This window comes from Variovorax sp. Root473, assembly GCF_001426505.1.
Taxonomy (GTDB): Bacteria; Pseudomonadota; Gammaproteobacteria; order Burkholderiales; family Burkholderiaceae_C; genus Variovorax.
Window position 1 is genome coordinate 1,813,524 of sequence record NZ_LMEV01000017.1, and the last position, 26,272, is coordinate 1,839,795.

Annotated in this window: 25 protein-coding genes and 1 riboswitch; of the genes, 18 read left to right on the forward strand and 7 right to left on the reverse strand. The window is 67.6% G+C overall.

Going from position 1 to position 26,272, the window contains the following annotated elements; genetic code table 11:
* Positions 1–38: 38 nt before the first annotated feature.
* From tilS to cysS, 4 genes are read right to left on the reverse strand one after another with little or no spacing between them, the layout of a single operon-like run.
* A complete protein-coding gene (gene tilS, locus ASD34_RS21905) occupies positions 39–1,016 on the reverse strand; it encodes a tRNA lysidine(34) synthetase TilS (RefSeq protein WP_056582034.1) in 978 nt (325 codons plus the stop codon).
* 21 nt (positions 1,017–1,037) lie between these two features.
* Positions 1,038–2,018, reverse strand: a complete 981-nt coding sequence (locus tag ASD34_RS21910) for an acetyl-CoA carboxylase carboxyltransferase subunit alpha (protein ID WP_056582036.1) — start codon at positions 2,016–2,018, stop codon at positions 1,038–1,040.
* Positions 2,019–2,034: 16 nt separating this feature from the next.
* A complete protein-coding gene (locus ASD34_RS21915; RefSeq protein WP_056582038.1) occupies positions 2,035–2,706 on the reverse strand; it encodes a DNA-3-methyladenine glycosylase family protein in 672 nt (223 codons plus the stop codon).
* A complete protein-coding gene (gene cysS / locus ASD34_RS21920; RefSeq protein ID WP_056582040.1) occupies positions 2,703–4,079 on the reverse strand; it encodes a cysteine--tRNA ligase in 1,377 nt (458 codons plus the stop codon). Before cysS ends, ASD34_RS21915 begins: the two co-directional genes overlap by 4 nt.
* 194 nt (positions 4,080–4,273) lie before the next feature.
* Here cysS and ASD34_RS21925 point away from each other — a divergent pair, with 194 nt between their 5' ends.
* The 5 genes from ASD34_RS21925 to ASD34_RS21945 all read left to right on the forward strand — a co-directional run bounded on the left by ASD34_RS21925 (position 4,274) and on the right by ASD34_RS21945 (position 7,802).
* Complete coding sequence (locus tag ASD34_RS21925) at positions 4,274–4,864, forward strand: tetratricopeptide repeat protein (protein ID WP_056582042.1); 591 nt, start codon at positions 4,274–4,276, stop codon at positions 4,862–4,864.
* A 108-nt stretch (positions 4,865–4,972) separates the two neighbouring features.
* Complete coding sequence (locus ASD34_RS21930; RefSeq protein WP_082548905.1) at positions 4,973–5,569, forward strand: peptidylprolyl isomerase; 597 nt, start codon at positions 4,973–4,975, stop codon at positions 5,567–5,569.
* Between the two features lie 23 nt (positions 5,570–5,592).
* Positions 5,593–6,105 (forward strand): peptidylprolyl isomerase, encoded by a 513-nt coding sequence (locus ASD34_RS21935; RefSeq protein WP_056582045.1) that lies wholly within the window; start codon positions 5,593–5,595, stop codon positions 6,103–6,105.
* 113 nt (positions 6,106–6,218) lie between these two features.
* Positions 6,219–6,995, forward strand: coding sequence for a UDP-2,3-diacylglucosamine diphosphatase (locus tag ASD34_RS21940; RefSeq protein WP_056582047.1), 777 nt, complete (start codon positions 6,219–6,221; stop codon positions 6,993–6,995).
* 15 nt (positions 6,996–7,010) lie between these two features.
* Positions 7,011–7,802, forward strand: a complete 792-nt coding sequence (locus tag ASD34_RS21945) for a zinc-dependent peptidase (protein WP_056582049.1) — start codon at positions 7,011–7,013, stop codon at positions 7,800–7,802.
* An 84-nt stretch (positions 7,803–7,886) separates the two neighbouring features.
* Here ASD34_RS21945 and ASD34_RS21950 read toward each other — a convergent pair whose 3' ends face one another.
* Genes ASD34_RS21950 through ASD34_RS21955 form a run of 3 tightly spaced genes read right to left on the reverse strand, consistent with a single transcriptional unit; the run spans position 7,887 to position 14,773 of the window.
* Positions 7,887–10,763: a DUF349 domain-containing protein gene (locus ASD34_RS21950; RefSeq protein WP_056582051.1), complete on the reverse strand. Its 2,877-nt coding sequence runs from the start codon at positions 10,761–10,763 to the stop codon at positions 7,887–7,889.
* A complete protein-coding gene (locus ASD34_RS27670; protein WP_157609730.1) occupies positions 10,760–10,924 on the reverse strand; it encodes a hypothetical protein in 165 nt (54 codons plus the stop codon). The genes ASD34_RS21950 and ASD34_RS27670 overlap by 4 nt, the downstream gene beginning before the upstream one ends.
* A gap of 30 nt (positions 10,925–10,954) precedes the next feature.
* Positions 10,955–14,773 carry a DUF748 domain-containing protein gene (locus ASD34_RS21955; protein ID WP_056582053.1) on the reverse strand — a complete coding sequence of 1,273 codons (3,819 nt, stop codon included), beginning with the start codon at positions 14,771–14,773 and terminating at the stop codon, positions 10,955–10,957.
* A 710-nt stretch (positions 14,774–15,483) separates the two neighbouring features.
* Here ASD34_RS21955 and ASD34_RS21960 point away from each other — a divergent pair.
* The 13 genes from ASD34_RS21960 to tolA all read left to right on the forward strand — a co-directional run bounded on the left by ASD34_RS21960 (position 15,484) and on the right by tolA (position 26,225).
* Positions 15,484–16,344 (forward strand): lytic transglycosylase domain-containing protein, encoded by an 861-nt coding sequence (locus ASD34_RS21960; RefSeq protein ID WP_056582055.1) that lies wholly within the window; start codon positions 15,484–15,486, stop codon positions 16,342–16,344.
* 49 nt (positions 16,345–16,393) lie between these two features.
* A riboswitch (ZMP/ZTP riboswitch) is annotated at positions 16,394–16,520 on the forward strand.
* 38 nt (positions 16,521–16,558) lie between these two features.
* Positions 16,559–17,803 carry a serine hydroxymethyltransferase gene (glyA, locus tag ASD34_RS21965; protein ID WP_056582058.1) on the forward strand — a complete coding sequence of 415 codons (1,245 nt, stop codon included), beginning with the start codon at positions 16,559–16,561 and terminating at the stop codon, positions 17,801–17,803.
* Between the two features lie 33 nt (positions 17,804–17,836).
* Positions 17,837–18,280: a transcriptional regulator NrdR gene (nrdR, locus tag ASD34_RS21970; RefSeq protein WP_007836918.1), complete on the forward strand. Its 444-nt coding sequence runs from the start codon at positions 17,837–17,839 to the stop codon at positions 18,278–18,280.
* Positions 18,280–19,410: a bifunctional diaminohydroxyphosphoribosylaminopyrimidine deaminase/5-amino-6-(5-phosphoribosylamino)uracil reductase RibD gene (gene ribD / locus ASD34_RS21975; RefSeq protein ID WP_056582060.1), complete on the forward strand. Its 1,131-nt coding sequence runs from the start codon at positions 18,280–18,282 to the stop codon at positions 19,408–19,410. Before nrdR ends, ribD begins: the two co-directional genes overlap by 1 nt.
* A gap of 86 nt (positions 19,411–19,496) precedes the next feature.
* Positions 19,497–20,162: a riboflavin synthase gene (locus ASD34_RS21980; RefSeq protein WP_056582063.1), complete on the forward strand. Its 666-nt coding sequence runs from the start codon at positions 19,497–19,499 to the stop codon at positions 20,160–20,162.
* Positions 20,159–21,313: a bifunctional 3,4-dihydroxy-2-butanone-4-phosphate synthase/GTP cyclohydrolase II gene (gene ribBA, locus ASD34_RS21985; protein ID WP_056582065.1), complete on the forward strand. Its 1,155-nt coding sequence runs from the start codon at positions 20,159–20,161 to the stop codon at positions 21,311–21,313. The genes ASD34_RS21980 and ribBA overlap by 4 nt, the downstream gene beginning before the upstream one ends.
* Before the next feature lie 6 nt (positions 21,314–21,319).
* The gene (gene ribH / locus ASD34_RS21990; RefSeq protein WP_056582067.1) at positions 21,320–21,781 is read left to right on the forward strand and encodes a 6,7-dimethyl-8-ribityllumazine synthase; all 462 of its coding nucleotides are present in this window, start codon (positions 21,320–21,322) and stop codon (positions 21,779–21,781) included.
* A complete protein-coding gene (gene nusB, locus ASD34_RS21995) occupies positions 21,778–22,308 on the forward strand; it encodes a transcription antitermination factor NusB (RefSeq protein WP_056582069.1) in 531 nt (176 codons plus the stop codon). The genes ribH and nusB overlap by 4 nt, the downstream gene beginning before the upstream one ends.
* Before the next feature lie 88 nt (positions 22,309–22,396).
* Positions 22,397–23,584: a pyridoxal phosphate-dependent aminotransferase gene (locus ASD34_RS22000; RefSeq protein WP_056582071.1), complete on the forward strand. Its 1,188-nt coding sequence runs from the start codon at positions 22,397–22,399 to the stop codon at positions 23,582–23,584.
* Positions 23,585–23,645: 61 nt separating this feature from the next.
* Positions 23,646–24,104 carry a tol-pal system-associated acyl-CoA thioesterase gene (ybgC, locus tag ASD34_RS22005; RefSeq protein ID WP_056582625.1) on the forward strand — a complete coding sequence of 153 codons (459 nt, stop codon included), beginning with the start codon at positions 23,646–23,648 and terminating at the stop codon, positions 24,102–24,104.
* The gene (gene tolQ / locus ASD34_RS22010) at positions 24,101–24,823 is read left to right on the forward strand and encodes a protein TolQ (RefSeq protein WP_056582073.1); all 723 of its coding nucleotides are present in this window, start codon (positions 24,101–24,103) and stop codon (positions 24,821–24,823) included. Before ybgC ends, tolQ begins: the two co-directional genes overlap by 4 nt.
* A gap of 34 nt (positions 24,824–24,857) precedes the next feature.
* Positions 24,858–25,295, forward strand: coding sequence for an ExbD/TolR family protein (locus ASD34_RS22015; RefSeq protein ID WP_056582075.1), 438 nt, complete (start codon positions 24,858–24,860; stop codon positions 25,293–25,295).
* A 3-nt stretch (positions 25,296–25,298) separates the two neighbouring features.
* A complete protein-coding gene (tolA, locus tag ASD34_RS22020) occupies positions 25,299–26,225 on the forward strand; it encodes a cell envelope integrity protein TolA (protein WP_056582077.1) in 927 nt (308 codons plus the stop codon).
* Positions 26,226–26,272 lie beyond the last annotated feature (47 nt).

Sequence of the window (26,272 nt, forward strand, 5' to 3'; positions counted from 1 at the left end):
GATAAAGGGCCGCTGGGACAGCGGCGCCCTGCAAGCCGTCAGAGCGAAGTCTTCGGCGAGGGCGGGGCATTGTACCAATGCAGCCGCTCGTCCCTGCGCTCGGCGAAGCCCGCGCCCACCTTGAGATGGATGCGATGGCCGCGCGTGGTGCAGGCGCGCACCTGGTCCAGCAGCTGGTCGAGCTGCGCCGCGCTCGGCGCGCAGCCGTGCGACTGCATCAGCCAGTGACGCAGCACATTGGCCTGCCGCGCACGGGAGAGCACCTGCAGCAGCCGGAGCTGAGGCGGATCGCCGACGACGACGAGATCTTGTGCAGCCAGTTCACCCAGCAGTTGCTGGGCCTGCGCTGCATGGCCAATGCTGCGGGCGAAGGTGGCTCGGAACTGCGGAAAGGTGTCTGCCAACGCAGGCATCAGCACGGCGCGGATGCGGTTGCGGGTGTAGCGCGCGTCGGCGTTGCTCGGGTCTTCGATCCACGGCAACTGCTGCTGCGCCAACCAGTTGCGGATGTCGGCCGTCGGCACTGCGAGCAGCGGTCGGTGGATGTTCAATCCGCTGCGCACGGCATGCGTCGGCATGGCGGCCAGGCCCGGCAAGCCGGCACCGCGCGACAACGCCAGCAGCAGCGTCTCGACCTGGTCATCGGCGTGATGCCCCAGTGCGATGGACGACACCACAGGCCGCGCCTCGTCGGCTTGGGCCATCGCCGCATACGCCTGGTAGCGGGCGCGGCGCGCCGCATCCTCGGGGCTGTCGCCTGAGGCATGCCGCGCATCGACGCGGTGCGTTACCAGCGGCACGCCGAGCCGCTCACAGACCTGCGCGCAATGCCGCTCGAAATCGTCCGCTGCCGCCTGCAGGCCGTGATGCACGTGAAAGGCAATCACCCGTCCTGGCCATTGCGCCGCGCTGGCCGCGAGCAAGGCGGTCGAGTCTGCACCACCGCTGAAGCCGACGGCCAGCGGCAGGCTCGCCGGTTCGAACGCGGCCATGGCGCGTTCGAAGGCTTCGCTCATGATCGAAAAAGAAAAAGCCGCTCAGCGGCTGTTGTCGGCCTTGGTGTCGTTGAACCGGCCGTAGCTCTGCAGGCGCTCGTAGCGGCGGTCCAGCAGTTCCTTCGTCTTCAGGTCGCTGACTTGGCGGAAGGCGTCGTTGAGCGCACGCTTGAGAAACGCGGCCATCTGGCGATGGTCGCGGTGCGCGCCGCCGACGGGTTCGTTGACGATCTTGTCGACCAGGCCCAGCGCCTTCAGGCGGTGCGCCGTGATGCCCAGTGCATCTGCGGCTTCCTGCGCCTTGTCGCTGGTCTTCCACAGAATGGACGCGCAGCCTTCGGGGCTGATGACCGAATAGATCGAGTACTGCAGCATCACGAGCTGGTCGCCGACCGAAATGGCCAGTGCGCCGCCCGAGCCGCCTTCACCGATGATGGTGACGATGATCGGCACCTCGAGCTGCGCCATCTCGAAGATGTTGCGGCCGATGGCTTCCGACTGGCCGCGCTCTTCGGCGTCGATGCCGGGGTAGGCACCCGGCGTGTCCACGAACGTGAACACCGGCAGCTTGAACTTCTCGGCCGTCTTCATGAGACGCAGCGCCTTGCGGTAGCCCTCGGGCTTGCTCATGCCGAAGTTGCGCGCGGTGCGCTCCTTCGTGTCGCGGCCCTTCTGGTGACCGAGCACCATGCAGGGCACGCCGTTGAAGCGTGCCAGGCCACCGACGATCGACAGGTCGTCGGAGAAATGACGGTCGCCATGCAGCTCGACGAAGTCGGTGAAGATTTCGTTGACGTAGTCGAGCGTGTAGGGGCGCTCCGGATGCCGTGCGATCTTGGTGATCTGCCAGGGCGTCAGGTCGCTGTAGATGTCTTTGGTGAGCTGCTGGCTCTTCTTGCCGAGCTGATCGATTTCTTCAGAGATGTCGACCGCGGATTCGGTCTGCACATAGCGCAGTTCTTCGATTTTTGTTTCGAGTTCAGCAATGGGCTGCTCGAAGTCGAGGAAGGTTCGTTTCGCCAACGTCTTCTCCTGTTATTCAATACGCGACTGGAACCGGGTCCAGCGATCGCCAAATATACCAAGTCGCCACGCTGCAATACGGCGCCCAGGCCACGGCCACGTCGCGGGCATCGCTGCGGCTGACCGGGTCGCCCGAAAAATAGTTGACGCTGATGCCGTTGAGCAGGCCCTGGTCGTCGACCGGTAGCACGTTCGGACGCATCAGGTGGAAGATGAGGAACATCTCGGCGGTCCAGCGGCTGATGCCGCGGATGGCCACGAGCTCTTCGATGATGAGCTCGTCGGACATGTCTTTCCAGCGGTCGACGTGCACGGTGCCCGAATCGAAATTCAGGGCCAGGTCGACCAGGTATTCGATCTTGCGCGCCGACAGCCCGGCGCCGCGCATGTCGTCGACCTTGAGCTTGAGCACGTTGGCCGGCGTGAGCTTGCGCGGCAGCGCCGCGAACTTGTCCCAGGTCGACTGCGCGGCCTTCACCGAGATCTGCTGGCCCACGATGCTGCGTGCCAGCGTGGTGAAGGCGTCGCCGCGCGATTCGAGGCAGGCTTCGCCGAACTTCGGAATGAGCCGCTTCATCACGCGGTCTTTCTTGGCCAGGTGCTTGCAGGCTTCCTCCCAGTAGTCCGGCGTGTAGATGCGCACGCTGGTCTGCTGGGTCGCGGGTACGGGGTTCGTCGTTCCGTTCACTGTGCGGCCGCCCAGGTGGTTCCCGTGGGCGAATCCTTGAGCACGATGCCCTGCTCGAGGAGTTCCTGGCGAATGCGATCGGCTTCGGCGAAATTCTTCGCCGCCTTGGCCGCCGCGCGGGCGTCGATCTTCGACTGGATGGTGGCCTCGTCCAGCGTGGTCCCGGCTTGCAGGAATGCCTTCGGATCGCCTTGCAGCAACCCGAGCGTGCCGGCCAGCGCCTTGAGCAAGCCCGCGGTATCAGCAGACTTCGTGCGATTGACCTCGCCGGCCAGCTCGAACAGCACGGCGATGGCTTCGGGCGTGCCGAAGTCTTCGTCCATCGCTGCCTTGAAGCGTGCGGCGTGGGGCTGTGTCCAATCGATGGCCACGTTCGCGGGCGCCACCAGGTCGAGGGCGGTGTACAGGCGCTTGAGCGAGTTGCGCGCGTCGTCGAGGTGCGCGTCGCTGTAGTTCAGCGCGCTGCGGTAGTGCGTGCGCACGAGGAAGAAGCGCAGGCTCTCGGCGTCGTACTTCTGCAGCACTTCGCGGATCGTGAAGAAGTTGCCCAGGCTCTTGGACATCTTCTCGTTGTCCACGCGCACGAAGCCGTTGTGCACCCAGAAGCGCGACAGCGGCTTGCCGTTGGCGCCTTCGCTCTGCGCAATTTCGTTCTCGTGGTGCGGGAACTGCAGGTCGGCACCGCCGCCGTGGATGTCGAAGGTCTCGCCGAGCGTGGCGCAGCTCATGGCCGAGCACTCGATGTGCCAGCCCGGACGACCGGCGCCGAAGGGGCTGTCCCACTTGGCGTCGTCGGGCTCGGTCGGCTTGGCGGATTTCCAGAGCACGAAGTCGAGCGGGTCCTGCTTGCCGTCGAGCACAGCGACGCGTTCGCCAGCGTGCAGTTCGTCGAGCGACTTGCCCGAGAGCTTGCCGTAGCCCGGAAACTTGCGCACCGCGTAGTTCACGTCGCCGTTGTCCGAGCGGTAAGCCAGGCCCTTGCGTTCCAGCGTCTCGATGATGCCGAGCATTTGCGGCACGTATTCGGTGGCGCGCGGCTCGATGGTCGGCGGTTCGATGCGCAATGCACCGATGTCTTCGTGCATGGCCGCGATCACTTCGTCGGTCAGTGCGCGGATCGTGATGCCGCGCTGGACCGCGCGGGCGATGATCTTGTCGTCGATGTCGGTGATGTTGCGCACGTAGGTCACGGCATAGCCGCTGGCGCGCAGCCAGCGCTGCACCACGTCGAACGCCATCATCATGCGGGCGTGGCCGATGTGGCACAGGTCATAGACGGTCATGCCGCACACGTACATGCGAACCTGTCCAGGTTGCAGGGGGGAGAAATCCTCCAATTCACGCGACAGCGTGTTGTAGATGCGCAGACTCATGGAACTCGGAAAGCGTTGATTCGCGCACGTGCGGTACGGGCGAGCAACGGTGTATTTCAGGGGTGACGGGGGGTGTGGCTACGAGGGGTTCGACGTGGCCCCTCGGCTACAATGCGACGCAGTATAAACGGCTGCCGCCGCGCAGCATCCGGGTGTTCTCCAGGCCCGCTCTCCCCCAATCCTGCCGAGGCTTCATGAAGCACGCCGCGTTCTCCAGACTCCCCATCGCCTTTGCACTGCTGTTCGGTCTGTGGGGCTTCGCCGCGCACGCCAACGACTACGACGACGTCAACCTCCTGCTGCGCCAGGGAAAGGCCGCCGAGGCGCTGGCCAAGGCCGACACCTACATCGCCGGCAAGCCGCGCGACCCGCAGATGCGCTTCCTGCGCGGCGTGATCCTCACCGAGCAGAACAAGACCACCGAGGCGATCACCGCGTTCACCCAGCTCACGCAGGACTTCCCGGAACTGCCCGAGCCCTACAACAACCTCGCGGCGCTGTACGCATCGCAGAGCAAGTTCGACCAGGCCCGTGCCGCGCTCGAGAACGCGCTCAAGCTCAGTCCCAACTACGCCACCGCGCACGAAAACCTCGGCGACGTGTACGCACGCCTGGCGGCCCAGGAATACATGCGCGCCCAACAGTTCGCCACCACCAATGCAAGCGTGGCGCCCAAGCTCGCGCTGATCCGCCAGATCTTCACGCCCAAGGCTGCGGCCGAGGCGGCGGTGCTGCCGGCGGCGCCGCCTGAAGTGCGCAAGCCCGTGGGCCGTTCGACCAAGTAACAGCCCGCAGCCAGCCTCTTGCAATCCGGCGGTGCGCACACAGTTGCCTCCCACCCTGCGTCACCGCAGGCTCATCGCCCTCCCCTCCACCCGCACTCGGAGCCTCATTTGACGACCTCTGCACTTTCCCGCTTCAGCCGCCGCGGCGCTCTTGCCCTGGCTGCTGCCCTGGCCTTCGGCGCTGCCACCGGCGCGCACGCCCAGCAGGCTGCACCACGCGTCAAGCTCGCCACTTCGGCGGGCGACATCGTGGTCGAGCTCGATGCGGCCAAGGCCCCCAAGACGGTCGAAAACTTTTTGCAGTACGTCAAGGACAAGCACTATGACGGCACGGTGTTCCACCGCGTCATCGACGGCTTCATGATCCAGGGTGGCGGCTTCACCGCCGACCTGCAGCAAAAGCCCACGCGCCCGCCGATCCCGCTCGAGGCCAACAACGGCCTGAAGAACGACAAGTACACCATCGCGATGGCCCGCACCGGCAACCCGAACTCGGCCACCTCGCAGTTCTTCATCAACGTGAAGAACAACGACTCGCTCAACGCACCCAACCCCGACGGCTACGGCTACACCGTGTTCGGCAAGGTCGTCGCCGGCACCGATGTGGTCGACAAGATCCGCGCCGTACAGACCGGCAACAAGGGCGGCATGCAGAACGTGCCGCTCGAAACCCTCACCATCAAGTCCGCCACGCTGGCGAAGTAAATTTCCGAAGAAGGAGCTATCTCATGAGCAATCCCCAAGTCGAACTGCACATCAAGAACTACGGCGTCATCACGCTCGAACTCGACGCCGAGAAGGCACCGAAGTCGGCCGCCAACTTCATCGAGTACGTGAAGAAGGGCCACTACGACAACACGGTGTTCCACCGCGTGATCCCCGGCTTCATGGTGCAAGGCGGCGGTTTCGAGCCCGGCATGAAGCAAAAGCCCACTGGTGCCGAAATCGAGAACGAAGCCAACAACGGCCTCAAGAACGCCAACTACACCGTGGCGATGGCCCGCACCAGCGCACCGCACTCGGCCACCGCCCAGTTCTTCATCAACGTGGCCGACAACGGCTTCCTGAACCACACGGCACCTTCGGCCCAGGGCTGGGGCTACGCAGTGTTCGGCAAGGTCACGGGCGGCACCGATGTCGTCGACAAGATCAAGGCCGTGAAGACGGGCCGCAAGGGCTTCCATGACGACGTGCCGCTCGAAGACGTCGTGATCGAAAAGGCAGTCGTCACGGCCGAGTAAATGAGCCCCCCGGCTTGCCACTTCGTGTGCTTCGCCACCCCCCAGGGGGGAGGCGCGGCTCGCCTTGGGGCGGCCCGGCGGCAGCCGCCGCATTTCAGGCACGGCGCAGCGGCATGACCCCGGTGGCGAACCCGGCTTTCTCCGAGCTGGTGGCGCCGCCCCCGTGGCGCACCGTCGACCTGATCTCCGACCTGCACCTGCAGGCCAGCGAACTGGCCACCTTCGAGGCCTGGCAGGGCTACCTGCAGACCACACCGGCCGATGCACTGGTGATCCTCGGCGACCTGTTCGAGGTGTGGGTGGGCGACGATGCGGCCGACCAGCCCGGCTTCGAGGCGCAATGCGTCGAGTTGCTGCAGCGCACGGCGCAGCGCCTGCCGGTGTTCTTCATGCACGGCAACCGCGACTTCCTCGTCGGCAAGGCCTTTGCCGCGCAATGCGGCCTGACGCTGCTCGACGACCCCACGGTGCTGGTGCTGCACGGCGAACGCTGGCTGCTGAGCCATGGCGACGCGCTCTGCCTCGAAGACACCGAGTACCTCCAGTTCCGCGCGCAGGTACGCACGCCTGAATGGCAGGCCGCGTTCCTCGCGCGCCCGCTCGAAGAACGACGCGCGCTCGCCCGCGCCATTCGCACGCAAAGCGAAGACCGCAAGCGCGATCCGTCGACCCTCTGGGCCGACGTCGACGCCGATGCCGCCCGCGCATGGCTCCAACACGCGGGCGCCAGCGCGCTGATCCACGGCCACACCCACCGCCCCGCCGTGCACGACCTGGGCCACGGCCTGCGTCGCATCGTGCTGAGCGACTGGGATGTCGCGGCCCACCCGCCGCGTGCGCAACTGCTGTGCCTGTCGGCCGCCGGCGCGCAGCGCGTCGACTTGCGCTAGTTGCACCGACCGCCGATGTTCAAGTGGCTGCGCCGGCTGCGCGCCCTGCCCCCCATTCCCGATGCCGCCTGGCGCGCCACGCTCACGCGCTACGCCTTCCTGGGCGAGTTGCCGCCTGCGGAACAACAACGGCTGCGCACGCTCGCGGCCGAGTTCCTGCGTGACAAGGAATTCCACGGCACGCAGGGCTTCGTCATCACCGACGAGGTGGCGCTGGCCATCGCGGCCCAGGCCGTGCTGCCGGTGCTGCATCTGAAAAACGGGCTCGACTGGTACGACGATTTCGTCGGCATCGTGGTGCATCCGTCCGAAGTGGTGGCGCCGCGCAAGGTCGTCGATGACGCGCTGGTCGTGCACGAGTACGAAGAGGTCGTCGCCGGCGAGGCGATGGACCAGGGCCCTGTCATGCTGAGTTGGCAGGACGTGCTCGCGAGCAGCGTCACCAGCGAGGGCGGCTACAACGTCGTGATCCACGAATTCGCCCACAAGATCGACATGCGCAGCGGCATCGCCGACGGCTGTCCGCCGCTGCCGGCCGGCTTCATGGGTCGGCGCAGCGCGCGCGAGGCGCGTGCGGCCTGGATGGCCGTGCTGCAGCCGGCCTACGACGACTTTCGCGAGAAGACCATCCTCGCCGAGCGCTTCGGCGCCGAGCCGCCCTGGCTCGACGACTACGGCGCGACCTCGATCAGCGAGTTCTTCGCGGTGGCCTGCGAGGCCTACTTCGTGAACCGGCCGAACTTCACGCGCGATTTTCCGCAGGTCGTGGCGCTGTTCGACGCCTTCTTTCTTCCGTCGAAGTCTTGAACCGACGCGATTCAGGCAAAGAAAAGGCGCCTCGGTGAGGCGCCTTTTTTCATGCATGCGACGGTACCGCCGCGATGCCCCGTCTTACTTGCGCAGCAGCGCCTTCAGCGCGTTCTGCAGGCGGCGCGCGGTGGCGGCGTCGTGCGCAGCAGCCAGCACCTTGCCGGCGTCCTGGCCCCAGGTCTGGGCCGGCGTCGGGTCGCCGCGCTTCGTCAGCAGCTTGAGCTGCAGCGCGCGGCGTGCGTCGAGCTGCTCGGCGGGCGTCGGCACTTCGGCGGCCATCTCCAGGCGCAGCAGCGCTTCGGCGGCATCGCTGGCGGCGGCCGTCGGTGCGGCGCCCACGGCTTGCGACCACTGGGTGCGCACGGCCGGCGTCACGGCACGACCCAGTTCCTGCACGCTCGGCAGACGGGTGGCGTCGCGTTGCTCCCAGGCGCCGAGCACCTGCGTGAGCGCTTCGCCGTGGGCCTGCGCGGCCAGCTTGCGCAGTGCAAAGTCGGCGCGCTCGAGCGCTTCGCGCTGGGCGCGGAAGGCGGCATCGCCCAGACGCGGACCGCGGTCTTCGCGCGGCGGACGGTCGCCGAAACGGCCACCACCGCCGGGCGCACCGCGATCGCCACCGCGGGCATCGGGGCGCGGGCCGCCACGGTCGTTCGGACGACCCGGGGCGCCAGCACCGGGACGGCCGCCGTCGCGGCGGTCACCGAAACGGCCCGTGCCGCGCGCGGCGGGTGCGGCTTCGGCCTTCTTGCTGCTGGGCCGATCGTCGCCACGCATGGCCACCACAGGCTTGGGTGCAGGCTTCGGCGGCGCGGCCGGTGCGGGCGCCGGGCTGTCGACGTTGGCGGCTTCACCGGCTTCGTGCGCGGCGCTGTCGCTGCGGGCCGAAGCATCGGCGCCGTCTGCGGGCGCTACCAGATCGGGCGCGTCGGCAGTTGCCGCCGCGGGTGCGGACGGCGTGGCTTCGGCATCGCTGGAACCCGGCGTCTGCTCGGCGCTTTCGCCGAACTCGGCAGCGGCCTGGCCCGGGGCCTCGACGCCGGTCGCGCCGACCGAGGGACCGTCGCTCGTGGCGACCGGAGCCGGTGCGGGCGCAGGTGCCCGCGCGGGCGCTTCACCGCGCAATGCGGCCTCGAGGCCGGCGATGGCGGCGCGGATTTTCTGCGCGTCGCCGCTGGCATTGGCCGCGTCGAGCGCCTTGGATGCGTCGAGCACGTAGCGGTCGTGCTCGCTCATGGCGGCCGATGCCTTTTCGCGCTCGACCGTCTTGCGGTTGAAGGCTTCGTCGATGGGCGCGCGGAACGCGTCCCACAGCTTCTGTTCGTGGCGGCGATCGAGCGGCACGCTCTGCGCCTCGGCCTGCCAGCGCTGCTGCAGCGCCTTGACGGCGTCGATGCGCAGCATCGGTTGGGCGCCGAGCTCGGTGGCCTCGGCGATCATGGCCTGGCGGCGCTCGACACTGGCTTTCTGCGCGGCCTCGAACGGCGCACGCGCGGCACCGAACGCTTCATTCCACAGCGGCTGCAACTCGGCGAAGACCTTTTCGCCCACGTGGCCGGCATCGCGCCAGCGGTCGGCGAACTGGTGCAGCGCGCGGTTGTGCGCCTTCAGGTCGGTGGCATCCGCATGGGCGGCGGCCCAGGCCTTGACCTCTTCGATCAGTGCAACGCGCAGGCCGCGGTGCTCGGCGGCATCGGCGCGCACCTTCTCGAGCCACGCCTCGACGACCTTGTGGGCTTCGTTGCAGGCTTCGTCGAAACGCTTCCAGAGCGCGTGGTTCGGTAGGCCGCCCTGGTCGGCCTGCTTCCACTGGTCGCGCAGGGTGCGCAGGGTTTCCTGCATCTTGCGGCCGCCGAGGGCCTGGCCTTCGGGGCGCTTGAGCAGGCCTTCGGCCTTGGCGACGAGGTCTTCGCGGACCTTGTCGGCGCTCCAGCGCTGCCAGCCTTCGAGTTCGCCGGCGGCGACCAAGGCGGCATGCACGCGGGCTTCGAGCGGTGCGTCGACCAGCTTGCCATGCTCCTTGAGCACGGCGCGCAGCGCAGCGGCGGCGCCGGCGCTGGCCTTGCCGTGGCCTTCGGCGGTTTCCTGTTCAAGCTTGGCAAGGGCTGCCTGCACGGCGTCTTGCGCCGCAGCGCGCACGGCCGGGTCGACCTTGGGTGCGGCGGGACGTGCAGGTGCAGCAGCCTTGGGGGCCACCACTTCGCCGCGTGCGGCGCGCAGTTCGTCCGCCCAGACGGGCACGGGCGGCAACGGTGCAGCGGCATCGGCCGCGGCGGCAACGGCCTGCGCCAGCGCGCCGTGGAACGAGTCGGACACCACGAGCAGCTGCGACTTGGACGCGTCGAGCTGAGGGGCGAACTTGGCGTCGAGGCTGCTCCAGTTGGCGTCGGCCACGATGTCGGCAGCCTGCTGCTGCCAGTGGGTCACGTCGGCGCGCAGCGACTCCTCCGCGGCCTGGGCGTCTTTCCAGCCCTTGGTGGACAGCACTTCAAAGCGCTGTGCCAGCAAGACGGCGGCTTCGCGGTGGACCTGCGCGCGGTGCTGCAGGTCTTCGATGCCCTTGACGCGCTCGGCCAACTGGGCCTTGAGGCCAGCCAGCGGTTCGCGCGACAGCGGCGCGCCGGCCTTGGCGGCATCACGCTGCCAGGCCAGCGCGTCGGCGATGTTGAGCTTGGACTGGGCCAGCAGCGTCTGGGCCTTCTGCGCCCATTCGGCAGCGATGGCCTCCTGGCCCTTGGCGCGTTTGATTTCGTCGAGCTTTTCGCGCAGCAGGCGCGCCGCGCCCTTGTCGCGACCGCTCAACTCCTTGAAGACCTCTTGCATCTGCTCGGGCGTGGGGTGGCCTGCGAGCCAGTCGCGGATGCGCGCGGAACGCTCGCCCGAGGTTGGCGCGGTGAAAGCGCCACCGGTGAGCGTATCGAGGGCCTGGAGGTCGTGTGGCTTGGAAGAAGTAGAGGTCACTGCGCGAAATCGTTGTCTTGGTAGAGAAAGCGAAGGCGCCGGCAAAGGCCGGCGCACATCGACATTTTCACCCAGTTGGCGAACGGCCCGCCGAATTCCGTGTCGGAACTGCGGCGGGCAGCGTTCGGCGAGCTGGAAAGCGCCCGCTGGATGTATGGCAAGGCGAGGCGAAAAGCGCCAAGCCCCGCCGGCTATTTCATGGTCAGGCTCAGTTCGGCGCCGGGCTTCCAGTCGGCACCGCTGGCCGTGGTGCGCACGGCCCCCAGGAACAGGCGCTCGCTCGGCAGCTTCTGCGCCAGGAGGTAGTCGCGCACCACGGCGCCGCGCTCGACCGCGAGCTGGCGCATCGATTCCTCGTCGACCGGCACGCTGGCCAGCAGCAGGTTTTCCATTTCCTTCACCGGCAGGTCCTTGGCCAGGCCAACCATGTTGCGCGGCTTGGTGATGTCGGAGCGCTTGTACACAGCCGTGAGCAGCGCCGGGTATTCGGCATCGGTCACCGGCGCCACCTCGGTGCCGGTCTGTCCGCCGCGCACGGCGACGCGGCGCTTCTCGGCCTGGGTCAGCTGGCGCAGGCGCTGGCGCTGGTAGGCGTCGCGCTCCTTCTCGAGGCTGGAGGTGCCCACCACGGTCATCTGCAGTGTCGGCCGTTCGGTCAAGGCCTTCACGACCTTGTCCAGGCTTTCCTTGGCGCCGCTGCTGAGCGTGGAGCTGCCGGGCTCGAAGGTGATGGCGCTCGAGTCGCCGCTGCCGCCACCGCCCAGGCCGCCGGTCAGCAGGCTGAATGGCGCGGTCACGGCCTTGACGATCAGGTTGACCACGGCCTTCCAGACCAGCGGGCCGATGCTGAACTGCGGGTCGTTGAGCGAGCCGCTCAGCGGCAGGTCGACATCGATCACGCCGTTGCGGTCCGCCAGCAGGGTCACGGCCAGGCGCACGGGCAGGCTGTTGGGCGCGCCGGCCACCTCGTCGCCGAACTGAAGCTGGTTGAGCACCAGCTTGTTGGTGGCGGTGAGCTGGCCGTCGGGCGCGATCTTGTAGTTGACGTCCATGCTCATCTTGCCGCGCTCGATGCCATGGCCCGCGTAGCGCACCGAATACGGCGACAGCGGCGCCAGGTCGAGGTCGCGCATCTTGGCTGTGATGTCGAGTTCGAGCGGCTTGGCCAGCGGGTTGAGCTTGCCGGTGATTTCCAGCGCCGCGGTCTGCTGCGCCTTGCCGCGCAGCTCGAGGTCGGCCAGCGCCGGGCGGCCGCCCTGCCCGTTCGGCGGGTTCGACGAGAAAGAACTGAGCTTGCCGGTCAGCTCGCTCAGGTCGGCCGAGTAGTTGGGCTTGACGAACAGGTCGGTGAAATCGATCTTGCCGTTGACCAGGCTCATCGGCCCGAAGTTGATGACCGGCGCCGGGCCGCTGTCGGCCGCGGGCGCGGCAGCCACCACGGGGGCGGATGCGGCCGGTGCGGCTTCAGGCGCGCCGCCGACCATGGCTTCGGCCGACACCGGCGCCCCGCCCGAAGCCCGCTGCGGCGCCGAGGCGACCGGCGCGCGGGTCGTGGTGGTCGTGCCACCCGGGCCCTTTTTGGTGCTGGCTTCGGCGGCGGTGGCGGCGGCGGCCTTCGAGGCTTCCTCGCCCTTCTTGGTCAGGCTCAGCAGGTTCAGGCGGCCGGTGGGGTCGACGATCACGCGGGCGAAGAAATCGGTCAGCGTGGTCTCGCGCACATCGACGGTCGGGGCGGCGTTGGGCGCCAGGCTGACCTGCAGGCCGCGCAGGCTCAGCGTCTTCCAGCTCAGCAGCTGGCTGTTGCCACGGTCGAAGCCCGGCGACTGGGTCAGCGAGACGCTGTTGGCGCGGAAGTCGTCCAGCGCAGTGTCGCCGGCCAGCTTCAGGCTCATGCCGGCCGGCGCGCTCGCGTAGCGCACCGTGCCGCGGTAGTTCGCGAAGGCGCGGCGGATGTCCACATTGAGCGCGTCGGCGTAATAGGCCTTGAAGGCATGCGCCGGGAACGACGCCACCTCGAGCCGCCCCTCCGCCGCCAGCGGCTTGAGCACGATGTTGCCCTTGTAGTCGAAGCGCCCCGGGTCCGCGCGGCGGCCCGCGCCAATGCGGCCCGACACCTGCAGCGGCGAGACGGTGTTGGTGTCGGGCGCGATCTTCTGGGCCAGCAGCTTGAAGGCCGTGACCTCGATGGCCACCGGCGCCGAGCCGGCCTTGTCCGCATACGACAGGCTGCCGTTGTCCACCGCCAGCGTGCCCAGGGTCAGGGCCCAGGGCTTGGTGTTGGCATTGGCGCGCGCCGCGCCGGCGTCGGCCGGCTTGGGCGCCGCCGCCTTGGCGTTGCCGGCAGGGGTCTTGAGCCAGCGCTCGAACATCCAGCGCTTCTCGTTGTCGCGCTCGACGCTCACCTTCGGATTGGTCGCGGTAAACGACGCGATGTTCAAGGTGTGCCTGGTCATGTCGACCTCGGCGTCGACCAACTCGAAGCGGCCGACGCTGGCCAGCGCGGTCTTGGCCTGGGTGAGCGCCAGGCCGTCGGCGGCCAGGCGGCGCGCCTTGAATTTCAGATCGGGCTGCGCCCACGACACGTCGATCTGGCCGCTGAGCTTGCCGTCGAGCGTGGGCTCCAGGCTCTGCGCCAGGTACGGCGCGGCCAGCGACAGTGGCAGCGCCTCGACCTCGGTCTGCACGTCGGCGACCTTGTCGGTGGCGTTGCCCTTGAACTTCAGCGTGGCGCCTGCGACGGCGGTGCTGCCGTCGAACTGCGCGGGCTTTTCCATGGGCCAGGTGACGGCCGTGAGATTGATGCCGAGGTCGGTGAGGTCGATGGCCGCGGCGGGCTTGACGGTCTCGTCGCGCCAGCCGATGCGTCCGCCGTCGAGCGCGATCTTGTCGACCTGCACCTTGAGCTTGGGCTTCTCGGCGGCCGGCTTGCCGGCCGGGGCACTGGCTGCCGGTGTGGGCAGCGGCGCCGCCTTTTCGGCCGCGCCGGTCGCGGGGTTCGTGGCCATCAGGTTGAGCTGTCCGGCCGCATCGCGCGCCACCACCAGCTGCGGCTTGGCCAGCGCGACCTCGCTCAAATGGAACACCGACTCCAGCGGCCGCACGTCGGCCAGCGCCAGCTTGAGCGAGTCGAAGGCCAGCAGGTCGCGTCCGCGGGCGTCGCCCAGCTTGGCGCCATGGGCCTCGACCGTTCCGGTGATCTTCAGGCCGATGGTGCCGGCCTGCTGGAAATCGATCTTCAGGTCGGCGTCGAGGCTGCCGGCCTGCAGCTTCACCGGCAGGCCGCCGGGGATGTAGCCCAGGTACGGCACGAGGTCGAGCCCCTTGAACTGCACGTGGGCGTCGGTCTTGCGGCTTTGGGCGAACGGGGTCGTGAAGGCGGCCGAGTCGAACTGGCTGCCGTTGAGCGCGAAGGCCAGCTTGGGCTCGGTCTTGATCTCGCGCTGGGAGGCGAGATTGCTCAGGAACGGCACATTCAGCATGAAACCGCGCAGTTCGTGCCGGCGCTTGACGGTCTGGTCGTCGAAGTCGACCGCGCCGTCCCTGATCGAGATGTTGTAGATCGCGAAGCGCGCGGGCTCGGCCTTCGGGTCCGGCGGCGGGCCCGAGGCCAGCTTGGCCAGGATGTCGTCGATGTCGTACTTGCCGTCGGCCTGGTGCGTGAGCAACACGGCGGGCGCCTCGACCGTCACCGCATCGATCACCGGCGCCAGGCGGAACAGCGATTGCAATTCGGCGTCGGCATAGATGCGCTTGATGGCCACCTGCGGCTGCTTGCCGTCGGCCGTGGCGATGCGCAGGTCATTCAGCGCGAGCTCGAGCGTCCAGGGCTTGAAGTCGATCTTGCCGACCGTGACCTGCCGGCCCAGCTTTTCGCTTGCGATCTTCTGGAGCTGGCTCTTGGCGATGGGCGGGACCGCCAGCCAGGCGATGACCCACAAGGCCAACAACACCAGCAACGCGACAACCCCACGCCGCACCCATTTGTTCTGTTTGATCGAAGCAGCATCCATCTGCAGAAGTGTGCCGCAAACAGATGCGAACAAAGTCTGATGAAACGTGAATGCGTCCCCTTTTGCCGAGGCATTGCGATGCGCAAGCGGCGCTCGACAGGATTGGTAGGCCGAAAGTGTGAACGCCACAAACAAGAAAGCCCGGTGAGTCGACGAGGAGTCTTGTCACCGGGCTTGATGGCGGGCTCAAAGCCCATGCCATCGATTCGCACGACCGGAAGTAATGGTTCCCACCGTGCTGGCAGCAAGAGATTGCCGCCGTGGAGTCCTCCATCGTTCGAGTCCTTGACTTGCACCTCGGACTGCCTGACTTCGGAAAAACGCCTGAAACCTCAGGCCCGTCCAGATTAGGCGTCTCACCCTTCCTTTGCAAATCCCTTTTTCCAAGGGATTTCCCGTAGGCCCGCTCCCCTTGGCAGCCCCTCGGACGCGGGGATTCCTCAAGCGCTTATTAACATATGAAATCAAATCCTTATACTTGACCGTGTATTTAGCCACGCTAGAATCCGCCTGCCCTCGCTGCCGGACGCAGCAGGGCCTCCCTGAATCCGCTGCCGAATTCCACCGGCGTGATCAGGCCGCCGCGCTCCCTACCCCACCCCTCCATGCGCGGAGCCTGATTCGTACATACCAATCCAAGCGCCGCTGCCTTCATCCACCGCCCTTTCCGGCGCTGCATGTCAGGTGCCGCACAGAAAGGAAAAAAAGCGATGAGCAAGGCGTTTGATGCCACAGCCCGCGGGCTACGGACTTTCGTGTCCGATGTGGCAGACGGCTTTTTTGAAATGACCCACAACGGGTTTGCACTGGTCGGCCTGGCCATCGTGTTCGCGGCCCTCGCCCTCGTGGCGCGCCCCGACCTGCGCAAAACCGGCGAGGAACAACTGATGGGCTGGCTGGAGTCGCGCAAGCCCGCGCCCGAAGCCACCGACCTGGAGCCAACCGCCATCGAGCGGACCACGGCCGCGAGCCCCAACGAACTGCCCAAGCAGCAGGCGGCGGTGGCCTACTGGCTCAGCAAGAAGTACCGCGTCGCGGCCGAGCCGCTGAGCGTGCTGGTCTCGGAGGCCTACCAGATCGGCAAGCGCACCAAGCTCGACCCGACGCTGATCCTGGCCATCATGGCCATCGAGTCCAGCTTCAACCCGTTCGCGCAGAGCCACGTCGGCGCGCAGGGCCTGATGCAGGTCATGACCCGCGTGCACGGCGACAAGTACGAGAGCGCGGGCGGCACGCTCACCGCCTTCGACCCCGTGACCAACATGCGCGTCGGCGTGAAGGTGCTGCAGGAATGCATCGCCCGCGCCGGCTCGCTCGAAGGCGGCCTGCGCTACTACGTGGGCGCCGCCAACCTCGACGACGACGGCGGCTATGCCGCCAAGGTGCTGGCCGAGCACGAGCGCCTGCGCCAGGTCGCCGCCGGCCGTGCGCCGTCGACGATGGTCGTACCGCCGCCGACCACGGCGCGCGCACAGCCGATTCCGGTCGTGGCACCAGCCAAGCCTGCAGGCGAAGAGCCCGCCACCGGCAGCGAGCCGGCCAAGGTCGCGCTGCTCTCCGCGGTTTCCTGAGGCCTTGCCGGGTATACAGGCCCGGATGCGTCCGGGCCTGCGCTACACTCGGCCTGTACGCGACTGGCGATAGGCGCAGCACCCTGAAAAAGGTGCCACGCGCTGACGTGGAATACCACTGGGAAGCGTGCCGCCTGGCCACAACAGGCGTTCAGCCGTTCGCCTGGGCAGCCCTTGTTTGGTTGAACAAGGACCTCGTCTTCAAAGGACTGCCATGTACCAACGCAACATCCTGGTCGAACAGACCGATCCCGAAATCTGGGCCGCCATTCAAGCCGAAAACGCGCGCCAGGAACACCACATCGAACTGATCGCCAGCGAGAACTACGCCTCGCCGGCCGTCATGCAGGCCCAAGGCTCGCAGCTCACCAATAAATACGCCGAAGGCTATCCGGGCAAGCGCTACTACGGCGGTTGCGAGCACGTCGACGTGGCAGAGCAACTGGCCATCGACCGCGTCAAGCAGATCTTCGGCGCCGACGCCGCCAACGTGCAGCCGCATTGCGGCGCCTCGGCCAACGAAGCCGTGATGCTCGCTTTCCTGAAGCCCGGCGACACCATCATGGGCATGAGCCTGGCCGAAGGCGGCCACCTGACCCACGGCATGCCGCTCAACATGAGCGGCAAGTGGTTCAACGTGGTGAGCTACGGCCTGGACGCCAACGAAGCCATCGACTACGACGCGATGGAACGCAAGGCGCATGAGCACATGCCCAAGCTGATCATCGCGGGCGCCTCGGCCTACTCGCTGCACATCGACTTCGAGCGCTTCGCCAAGGTCGCCAAGGACGTCGGCGCGATCTTCATGGTCGACATCGCCCACTACGCCGGCCTCGTGGCCGCGGGCGTGTACCCCAACCCGGTGCCGCACGCCGACATCGTGACCTCGACCACGCACAAGAGCCTGCGCGGCCCGCGCGGCGGCATCATCCTGATGAAGTCGCAGCACGAGAAGGCGATCAACAGCGCCATCTTCCCCGGCCTGCAAGGCGGCCCGCTGATGCACGTGATCGCCGCCAAGGCCGTCGCGTTCAAGGAAGCCCTGACGCCCGAGTTCAAGGCCTACCAGCAACAGGTGGTCAAGAACGCCCAGATCGTGGCCGACACCCTCACCTCGCGCGGCCTGCGCATCGTGAGCGGACGCACCGAAAGCCACGTCATGCTGGTCGACCTGCGTTCCAAGGGCATCACCGGCAAGGAAGCCGAAGCCGTGCTGGGCGCCGCCCACATGACGATCAACAAGAACGCGATCCCCAACGACCCGGAAAAGCCGATGGTCACCAGCGGCGTGCGCATCGGCACCCCCGCCATGACCACGCGCGGCTTCAAGGACGAAGAGGCCCGCATCACGGCGAACCTGGTGGCCGACGTGCTCGAGAACCCGCGCGACGCGGCGAACATCGACGCGGTGCGCGCCAAGGTCCACGCCTTGACGAGCCGCTTCCCTGTCTACCGTTGAATTCGTAAATAGAAGAAGAGAAGCACTGGCCGCATGAAATGCCCTTTTTGCGGTCATCTCGAAACGCAGGTCGTCGAGACCCGCGTTTCGGAAGACGCCGACTTCGTTCGCAGGCGCCGCCAGTGCAGCGCCTGCGACAAGCGCTTCACCACGTATGAGCGCCCGGACGTCAATTTTCCCGTCGTGGTCAAGAAGGATGGCAGCCGCGCCGACTTCGACTCGACCAAGGTGCGCGCCTCGATGATGCTGGCGCTGCGCAAGCGCCCCGTGAGCATCGAGCAGATCGACAACGCCCTGCTGCGCATCGAACAGAAGCTCTTGGCCAGCGGCCTGCGCGAAATCGATTCGACGAAGGTCGGCGAACTCGTGATGCGCGAACTCAAGAAACTCGACAAGGTCGCCTACGTGCGCTTTGCCTCGGTGTACCGCAGCTTCGAGGACGTGGACGAGTTCCGGCAGCTGCTGCGCGACATCTGATGCCTTCTCCCGAACACGACGCGCCGCACATCGCGACCGCCTTGCGCCTGGCCGCATCGGCGATCCGCCTGACCGACCCGAATCCGCGCGTCGGCTGCGTGCTGTGCGACGCCGACGGCCGCGTGATCGGCCAGGGCCACACGCAACAAGCCGGCGGCCCACATGCCGAAGTGATGGCGCTGCGCGACGCGCAGGCCCAGGGCCATTCGACCGCGGGCGCCACCGCCTACGTCACGCTCGAACCCTGCTCGCACCACGGCCGCACCGGCCCCTGCTGCGACGCGCTCATCGCCGCCGGCGTGCGCCGGGTGGTGGCCTCGCTCGCCGACCCGAACCCGCTCGTGGCGGGACAAGGCTTCGAGCGCCTGCGCGCGGCGGGCGCCGAGGTCGAGGTCGGACCGGGCGCCGACGAATCCCGCGAGCTCAACATCGGCTTCTTCAGCCGCATGGTCCGCCAGCAGCCCTGGGTTCGGATGAAGATTGCCGCCTCGCTCGACGGCCGCACCGGCCTGCACAACGGCGTGAGCCAGTGGATCACCGGCGAGGTCGCGCGCACCGACGGCCATGCCTGGCGGGCCCGCACCGGCGCGGTGCTGACCGGGGTCGGCACGCTGCTCGAAGACAACCCGCGCCTGGACGTGCGGCTGGTCGACACGCCGCGCCAGCCCCACCTCGTGGTGGTCGACAGTCACCTCCAGACCTCGCCCGACGCTCACATTTTCATAGCTGGCCGCGCCGTCTGGATCTACGCAGCCAGCCGGCACAACGAAGAAAAGGCGGCCGCGCTCGAAGCCCGCGGCGCCACCATCACCTGCCTGCCCAACCTGCACGGCAAGGTCGACCTGCCCGCGATGCTCAAAGACCTCGCGGCACGCGGCGTCAACGAGCTGCACGTCGAATCGGGCCACAAGCTCAACGGCTCGCTGCTGCGCGAAGGCTGCGTGGACGAGCTGCTGGTGTACCTGGCGCCCAAGCTGATCGGCAGCGGGCTCGACATTGCCAGCCACCTGCATGCCGACGGCCCGCTCACGTCGCTGACGGGTGCGTTGCCGCTCGAATTCAAGTCGGTGGACATGCTCGGGCCCGACCTGCGCATCGTCGCGCGCGTCGCCGGCCGCGACCGCTTCTGAGCCGCAGCCACCGCGGCGCGGCACATTCGCAGTCGCAAACCGGCCCTTCGGGCAAAAGCCCCCTCGATGTCTGCGAAAATGTGCGAATGTTCACCGGAATCATCACCGGCGTGGGGCGCATCGCCGCCATCCACGACCTCGGCACCTCCTCCTCCTTCGGCAAGCGACTCAGCATCGAGGTGCCCGACGGCTACCTCGACGACGTCGGGCTCGGCGACAGCATCGCGCTCAACGGCGCCTGCATGACGGTCACCACGCTCGCTCCCGAGCGCCGGCAATTCACCATCGACATTTCCGCGGAGTCCCTCGACAAGACGGCGGGCCTGACCGACGAAGGCAGCCGCATCAACCTCGAAAAGGCCCTGCGCGCGAGCGATCGCCTCGGCGGGCACATCGTCTCGGGCCACGTGGACGGCATCGGCACCATCAGCTTCTTCGCGCCGGTCGGCGAAAGCTGGGAGCTGCGCGTGGTCGCACCGCCCGCGCTGGCGCGCTTCCTCGCCTACAAGGGCTCGATCACCATCAACGGCGTGAGCCTCACGGTCAACAGCGTGAGCGACATCGCCGAGGGCGCCGAGGTCAGCATCAACCTGATCCCGCACACCGTGGACAACACCTCCCTCGGCGGCCTGAAAGCCGGCTCGAAGGTCAACCTCGAAATCGACACCGTGGCGCGGTACGTGGAGCGCATGCTCCAGGCCGGCGTCCTGGTTCCCCAGACTTCCACGTATTCCAAGGACACCGCCGAATGAACGCCTCCGTCACGCCGATCGGCGCCTCCCGCGCCGACCGTGCGCCCGCCCCGATCTCCCCGGTCGAGGACATCGTGGCCGAGCTGGCCGCCGGCCGCATGGTCATCCTCGTGGACGAGGAAGACCGCGAGAACGAAGGCGACATCGTCATCGCCGCCGACCACATCACCGCCGAATCCATCAACTTCATGGCCCGCCACGCGCGCGGCCTGATCTGCCTGACGCTCTCGCGCGAGATGTGCGAGCGGCTGCAACTGCCCCCGATGGTCCAGCGCAACGGCGCCAAGCATTCGACCGCCTTCACCGTCTCCATCGAGGCCGCCGAAGGCGTGACCACCGGCATCTCGGCCGCCGACCGCGCGCGCACGGTGCAGGCCGCCGTGGCGCGCAACGCCGTGGCCGCCGACCTGGTGCAGCCCGGCCACATCTTCCCGCTGCAGGCGGTGGACGGCGGCGTGCTCATGCGCGCCGGCCACACCGAAGCCGGCTGCGACCTGGCCGCCATGGCCGGCTGCTCGCCCGCCTCGGTGATCTGCGAAGTGATGAACGAAGACGGCACGATGGCGCGCCTGCCCGACCTGCAGATCTTCGCGGCCGAACACGGCATCAAGATCGGCACCATCGCCGCGCTCATCGAGCACCGCAGCCGCGTCGAATCGCTGGTTGAAAAAGTCGGCTGCCGCGAGATCCAGACCAACTGGGGCACATTCACGGCCCACGCCTTCGTCGACAAGCCCAGCCGCGGCGTGCACCTGGCGCTGGTGCGCGGCCAGTGGGCGCCTGAAGACACCGTCTCGGTGCGCGTGCACGAGCCGCTGTCGGTGCTCGACGCGCTCGAAGTCAACCGCCCGATGCACTCCTGGAGCCTGGACGCCAGCCTCTCGCACATCGCGAACGAAGGCAAGGGCGTGGCCGTGCTGCTGAACTGCGGCGAAACCGCGGGCGAGCTGCTCGCGCAGTTCGACGGTACCGCGCGCCCCGCGCAAGCGCCCGAGCGCGGCCGCATGGACCTGCGCAACTACGGCATCGGCGCGCAGATCCTGCGCGAATGCGGTGTGCACAAGATGAACCTGCTCGGCGCGCCGCGTCGCATGCCGAGCATGGCCGCCGGCTTCAGCCTCGAAATCGCCGGTTACCTCACGAAAGACTGAACGACCATGCAAGGTTCCAACAAGGGCGAGATCACGCTCAACGGCAAAGGCCTGCGCATCGGCATCGTGCAGGCACGCTTCAACGCCGACATCACCGACGCACTGGCCGCCGCCTGCCTGTCGGAGCTGGAAGCGCTCGGCGTGGCCGCTTCCGACATCCATCATGTGCAGGTGCCCGGCGCGCTCGAAGTGCCCGTGGCGCTGCAGGCGCTCGCCGAGCGCGGCGGCTACCACGCGCTCGTGGCGCTGGGCTGCATCATCCGCGGCGAGACCTACCACTTCGAACTGGTGGCCAACGAATCGGGCGCGAGCGTGAGCCGTGTCGCGCTCGACTACCGCCTGCCCATCGCCAACGCGATCCTCACGACCGAAAACCTCGAACAGGCCGTCGCCCGCCAGACTGACAAGGGCCGCGACGCAGCCCAGGTGGCGGTCGAGATGGCACAACTGCTGGCCACCCTTTCATGACCGAAGACACCTCCAAGTCCGCCAAGCCCCGCCAGTCGCGCACCGGCCTCACCAGCACGGGCGCACGCAAGGCCGCGGCCAAGTCGAACCGCAGCCGCGCACGCGAGTTCGCGCTGCAGGCGCTCTACCAGCACCTGGTGGGCCGTAACGACCCGACCGACATCGACCACTTCACGCGCGACCTCGCGGGCTTCCACAAGGCCGACGCGGCGCACTACGACGCGCTGCTGCACGGCTCGATCAACGGCGCCGAACAGCTCGACGCGCTGATCCTGCCGCTGCTGGACCGCAAGTTCGCGGAGATCTCGCCGATCGAGCACGCCGTGATGTGGATCGGCGTGTACGAGTTCCAGAACTGCCCCGACGTGCCCTGGCGCGTGGTGCTCAACGAGTGCATCGAACTCGCCAAGGAATTCGGCGGCACCGACGGCCACAAGTACGTGAACGCCGTGCTCAACGGCCTGGCGCCGCAGCTGCGTCCGCTCGAAGTGGAAGCCGACCGGGCCAGCGGCAAGGCGCGCCCATGAGGGGCGCCGCCCGGCCGCCCGAAGGCGCCCGCCCCCTCGCTTGCGAGGGGGTTGGCGAAGGCGCGCAGCGCCGGAGCCTGGGGGAGTCATGAGAATTTCCACGCGCGCGCAGCGCATCGAACCGTTTTACGTGATGGAGGTCGCCAAGGCGGCTGGTGTGCTCGCCCGCGAAGTGGCCCACACCGACCGTCCGATGATCTTCCTGAACATCGGCGAGCCCGACTTCACCGCCCCGCCCCTGGTGCAGGAAGCGGCCGCCCGCGCCGTGCGCGCCGGCGCCACGCAGTACACGCAGGCCACCGGCCTCGATCACCTGCGCGAGCGCATCAGCGGCTGGTACAAGCAGCGCTTCAACGTCGACGTGCCGGCGCGCCGCATCGTCGTCACGGCCGGTGCCTCGGCCGCGCTGCAGCTGGCCTGCCTCGCGCTCATCGAATCGGGCGACGAGATCCTGATGCCCGACCCGAGCTACCCCTGCAACCGCCACTTCGTGAGCGCAGCAGACGGCAAGGCCGTGCTGGTGCCGACCACGGCCGAGGAGCGCTTCCAGCTCACCGCCGCCAAGGTCGAGGCCGCCTGGACCGACAAGACGCGCGGCGTGCTGCTGGCCTCGCCCTCGAACCCGACCGGCACCTCGATCGCGCCCGACGAGCTGCGCCGCATCCACGAGGTGGTGTCGCAGCGCGGTGGCATCACGCTGATCGACGAGATCTACCTCGGTCTGTCTTACGACGACGCCTTCGGGCAGACGGCACTGGCCATCGATGACAACGTCATCAGCATCAACAGCTTCAGCAAGTACTTCAACATGACCGGCTGGCGTCTGGGCTGGCTGGTGGTGCCCGAAGTGCTGGTGCCGGTGGTCGAGCGCCTGGCGCAGAACCTCTTCATCTGCGCGAGCACGGTGTCGCAGTACGCCGCGTTGGCCTGCTTCGAGGCCGAGAGCATCGCCGAGTACGAACGCCGCCGCGCCGAGTTCAAGGCGCGCCGCGACTGGTTCATTCCGCAGCTCAATGCGCTCGGACTGAACGTGCCCGTGGTGCCCGACGGCGCGTTCTACGCCTGGGCCGACTGCACCAGCGTGGCCGACAAGCTCGGCATCTCGGGCAGCTGGGACTTCGCCTTCGAAACCATGAAGCGCGCCCACCTCGCCGTGACGCCGGGCCGCGATTTCGGCACCGCCGAGACCGCGAAGTTCGTGCGTTTTTCCACCGCCAGCTCGATGGCGCGCCTGCAGGAAGCGGTCGAGCGTCTGCGGGTCATGATCGCGCAATGAGCGTAGCGCCGGGCCGCCCCAAGCAAGCTCGCGCCGCAGTGCGAAGCACGGAGGCATGCAAGTGACTTTCGAGTTTCCCATTCGCGTCTACTGGGAAGACACCGATGCGGGCGGCATCGTGTTCTACGCCAACTACCTGAAGTTCATGGAGCGCGGTCGCACCGAGTGGCTGCGCTCCCTGGGCGTCGAGCAGCGCAAGCTCAAGGAAGCCACCGGCGGCCAGTTCGTGGTGAGCGAAACGCAGCTCAAATACCATCGGCCCTCGCGGCTGGACGACGAACTGCTGGTTACAGCCGAGCTGCGGCAACTGGGCACGGCGTCGTTGATAATCGGTCAGCGCGTGCTATCAAAAACAGAGCAAGAACGCACCGGGGCCGCGGCACCGGTCTTGCTGTGCGAAGGCACGATCCGCATCGGCTGGGTGGACGCCGCCACCTTGCGCCCTGCGCGCATTCCGGCCCAAGTTTCGGGAACCCTCGAGCACTCCAGCGGCTCCATGATTCAACCTTTCAAGCCATGAACCAAGATCTCTCCATCATCAATCTCCTGCTCCACGCCAGCTTCGTGGTGCAACTGGTCGTGCTGCTGCTGGTGATCGTGTCGGTCGCCAGCTGGGCCGCCATCATCCGCAAGTACTTTGCCCTCAAGCGCATCCGTGCGCTCAACGACGACTTCGAGCGCGAGTTCTGGTCGGGCACCAGCCTGAACGAGCTGTTCGCCTCGGCCGCGCAGAATGCCAAGTTCGCCGGCCCCATGGAACGCATCTTTGCTTCCGGCATGCGCGAGTACCAGAAGCTGCGCGAGCGCCACGTGACCGACGCGGCCACGTTGCTCGACGGTGCCCGCCGCGCGATGCGCGCGAGCTTCCAGCGCGAACTGGATGCCGCCGAGCAGAACCTGTCGTTCCTGGCCACCGTCGGCTCGGTGTCGCCGTACGTGGGCCTGTTCGGCACGGTCTGGGGGATCATGCATGCCTTCACCGGCCTGGCCGCCCTCACGCAGGTGACGCTGGCCACCGTGGCGCCCGGCATTGCCGAAGCACTCGTGGCCACGGCCATCGGCCTGTTCGCCGCCATTCCCGCCGTGGTCGGCTACAACCGCTTCGCGCGCGAGATCGACAAGATCGCCATCGCCCTGGAGACCTACATCGAAGAGTTCTCCAACATCCTGCAGCGCAACCTCTCGGCCAACCCCGGCGCCGTGACGCCTGCCGCCTCGGTCACCGCCGCGAACCGCTGAAGAGCGGCGCGCACAAGACAAAGGACGCGACGACATGCCCGCCGTTTCATCCCGGGGCCGCGGCCGCCGCACGATCAACGAGATCAACATGGTCCCGTTCATCGACGTGATGCTGGTGCTGCTGATCATCTTCATGGTCACGGCACCGCTCATCACGCCGAGCGTGATCAACCTGCCGACGGTAGCTCGCGCCAACAAGCAGCCCGACAAGCCCATCGAGATCGTCATCAAGAGCGACGACGAAGTGCAGATCAAGAAAGACCCGTCCACCGGCACCGGCGGCGCGTCGATTCCCATGACGCAGATCGGCTCGGCGGCCAAGGCCGCGCAAGGTGGCGACGCTCAGCGACCAGTTGTTATCAGCGCCGACGAATCGGTGAAGTACAAGACTGTTGTCAAAGCGATGGAGCAACTGAAAAGCAGCGGCATCGAACGTGTAGGCCTGTCTGTGAAGACCACGGGCGGCAAATAAGGCATGTCGCTCGCCCTGGATCGCCCCGAGTTCGCGCCGCCACCGCAACGCGGCACGCCCCGCGCGGTTGCGCTCGCGCTCATTGCACACGCGCTGCTGATCGCCGCCCTCACCTGGGGCGTGCGCTGGCGCAGCGAAGCCGACGACGGCGCGGTCGATGCCGAGCTGTGGTCCACCACGGTGATGCAGGCCGCCCCGCGCCTGTCGGTGCCGGAGCCGCCGGCACCCGTGCCCGCACCGCCGCCGCCTGCACCCGCGCCGCCTCCGCCGCCTCCCCCGGCCGTCAAGCCGCCCGAACCGGCGCCAGCCCCTGCGCCCGACATCGCGCTGGAGCGCGAGAAGAAGCTCAAGGAACAGAAGGCGCAGAAGGAGCGCGAGCTCGAGCAGCAGCGCGTGCAGCAGCAAAAGAAGAAGGAGCTCGAGGCCAAGGAGCGCGCCGAGGAAGAAGCCGAGCGCAAGAAGGAGCAGCAGAAGAAACTGGCCGAGCAGAAGAAGCAGCAGGAAGCCGAGGCCAAGCAGGCCGAAGCGAAGAAGGCTGAAGCTGCCGCCAAGCAGGCTGCCGCCGACCGCGCCGCGACGCTCAAGCGCATGCAGGGCCTGGCCGGCGCCAGCGGCAGCGACGATGCGAAGGGCAACGCCCAACGCTCGTCCGGACCGTCGAGCGGCTATGCCGGCCGCATTGCCGCCGCCGTGCGCCCGAACATCACCTTCCCCGATGCCGACAACGTGAACGGCAACCCAGAGGCCGAGTTCGAAGTGCGGCTGGCACCCGACGGCACCATCGTCGGCGTCAAACTCGCCAAGTCCAGCGGCCTGCCGGCCTGGGACGAAGCGGCCGAGCGCGGCCTGCGCAAGACCGACAAGCTGCCACGCGACACGGACGGGCGCATCTTCCCGTCGCTCATCGTCACGCTCAAGCCCAAGCGTTGACACGGCAATCACCCGATCGTGGGTGATTGCAAGCGACACCACCCGCT

Excerpts from the sequence above, each read along its gene's own strand:
- nrdR (WP_007836918.1), top strand. The coding sequence starts at position 17,837 with ATGAAATGCCCTTTTTGCGGTCATCTCGAAACGCAGGTCGTCGAGACC.
- tolQ (WP_056582073.1), top strand. The coding sequence starts at position 24,101 with ATGAACCAAGATCTCTCCATCATCAATCTCCTGCTCCACGCCAGCTTC.
- ASD34_RS21955 (WP_056582053.1), bottom strand. The coding sequence starts at position 14,773 with ATGGATGCTGCTTCGATCAAACAGAACAAATGGGTGCGGCGTGGGGTT.
- ASD34_RS21960 (WP_056582055.1), top strand. The coding sequence starts at position 15,484 with ATGAGCAAGGCGTTTGATGCCACAGCCCGCGGGCTACGGACTTTCGTG.
- ribD (WP_056582060.1), top strand. The coding sequence starts at position 18,280 with ATGCCTTCTCCCGAACACGACGCGCCGCACATCGCGACCGCCTTGCGC.
- ribH (WP_056582067.1), top strand. The coding sequence starts at position 21,320 with ATGCAAGGTTCCAACAAGGGCGAGATCACGCTCAACGGCAAAGGCCTG.
- tolA (WP_056582077.1), top strand. The coding sequence starts at position 25,299 with ATGTCGCTCGCCCTGGATCGCCCCGAGTTCGCGCCGCCACCGCAACGC.
- ASD34_RS21945 (WP_056582049.1), top strand. The coding sequence starts at position 7,011 with ATGTTCAAGTGGCTGCGCCGGCTGCGCGCCCTGCCCCCCATTCCCGAT.
- tilS (WP_056582034.1), bottom strand. The coding sequence starts at position 1,016 with ATGAGCGAAGCCTTCGAACGCGCCATGGCCGCGTTCGAACCGGCGAGC.
- ASD34_RS21935 (WP_056582045.1), top strand. The coding sequence starts at position 5,593 with ATGAGCAATCCCCAAGTCGAACTGCACATCAAGAACTACGGCGTCATC.
- ASD34_RS21940 (WP_056582047.1), top strand. The coding sequence starts at position 6,219 with ATGACCCCGGTGGCGAACCCGGCTTTCTCCGAGCTGGTGGCGCCGCCC.
- ASD34_RS22015 (WP_056582075.1), top strand. The coding sequence starts at position 24,858 with ATGCCCGCCGTTTCATCCCGGGGCCGCGGCCGCCGCACGATCAACGAG.
- ASD34_RS22000 (WP_056582071.1), top strand. The coding sequence starts at position 22,397 with ATGAGAATTTCCACGCGCGCGCAGCGCATCGAACCGTTTTACGTGATG.
- cysS (WP_056582040.1), bottom strand. The coding sequence starts at position 4,079 with ATGAGTCTGCGCATCTACAACACGCTGTCGCGTGAATTGGAGGATTTC.
- ASD34_RS21980 (WP_056582063.1), top strand. The coding sequence starts at position 19,497 with ATGTTCACCGGAATCATCACCGGCGTGGGGCGCATCGCCGCCATCCAC.
- glyA (WP_056582058.1), top strand. The coding sequence starts at position 16,559 with ATGTACCAACGCAACATCCTGGTCGAACAGACCGATCCCGAAATCTGG.
- ribBA (WP_056582065.1), top strand. The coding sequence starts at position 20,159 with ATGAACGCCTCCGTCACGCCGATCGGCGCCTCCCGCGCCGACCGTGCG.
- ASD34_RS21925 (WP_056582042.1), top strand. The coding sequence starts at position 4,274 with ATGAAGCACGCCGCGTTCTCCAGACTCCCCATCGCCTTTGCACTGCTG.
- nusB (WP_056582069.1), top strand. The coding sequence starts at position 21,778 with ATGACCGAAGACACCTCCAAGTCCGCCAAGCCCCGCCAGTCGCGCACC.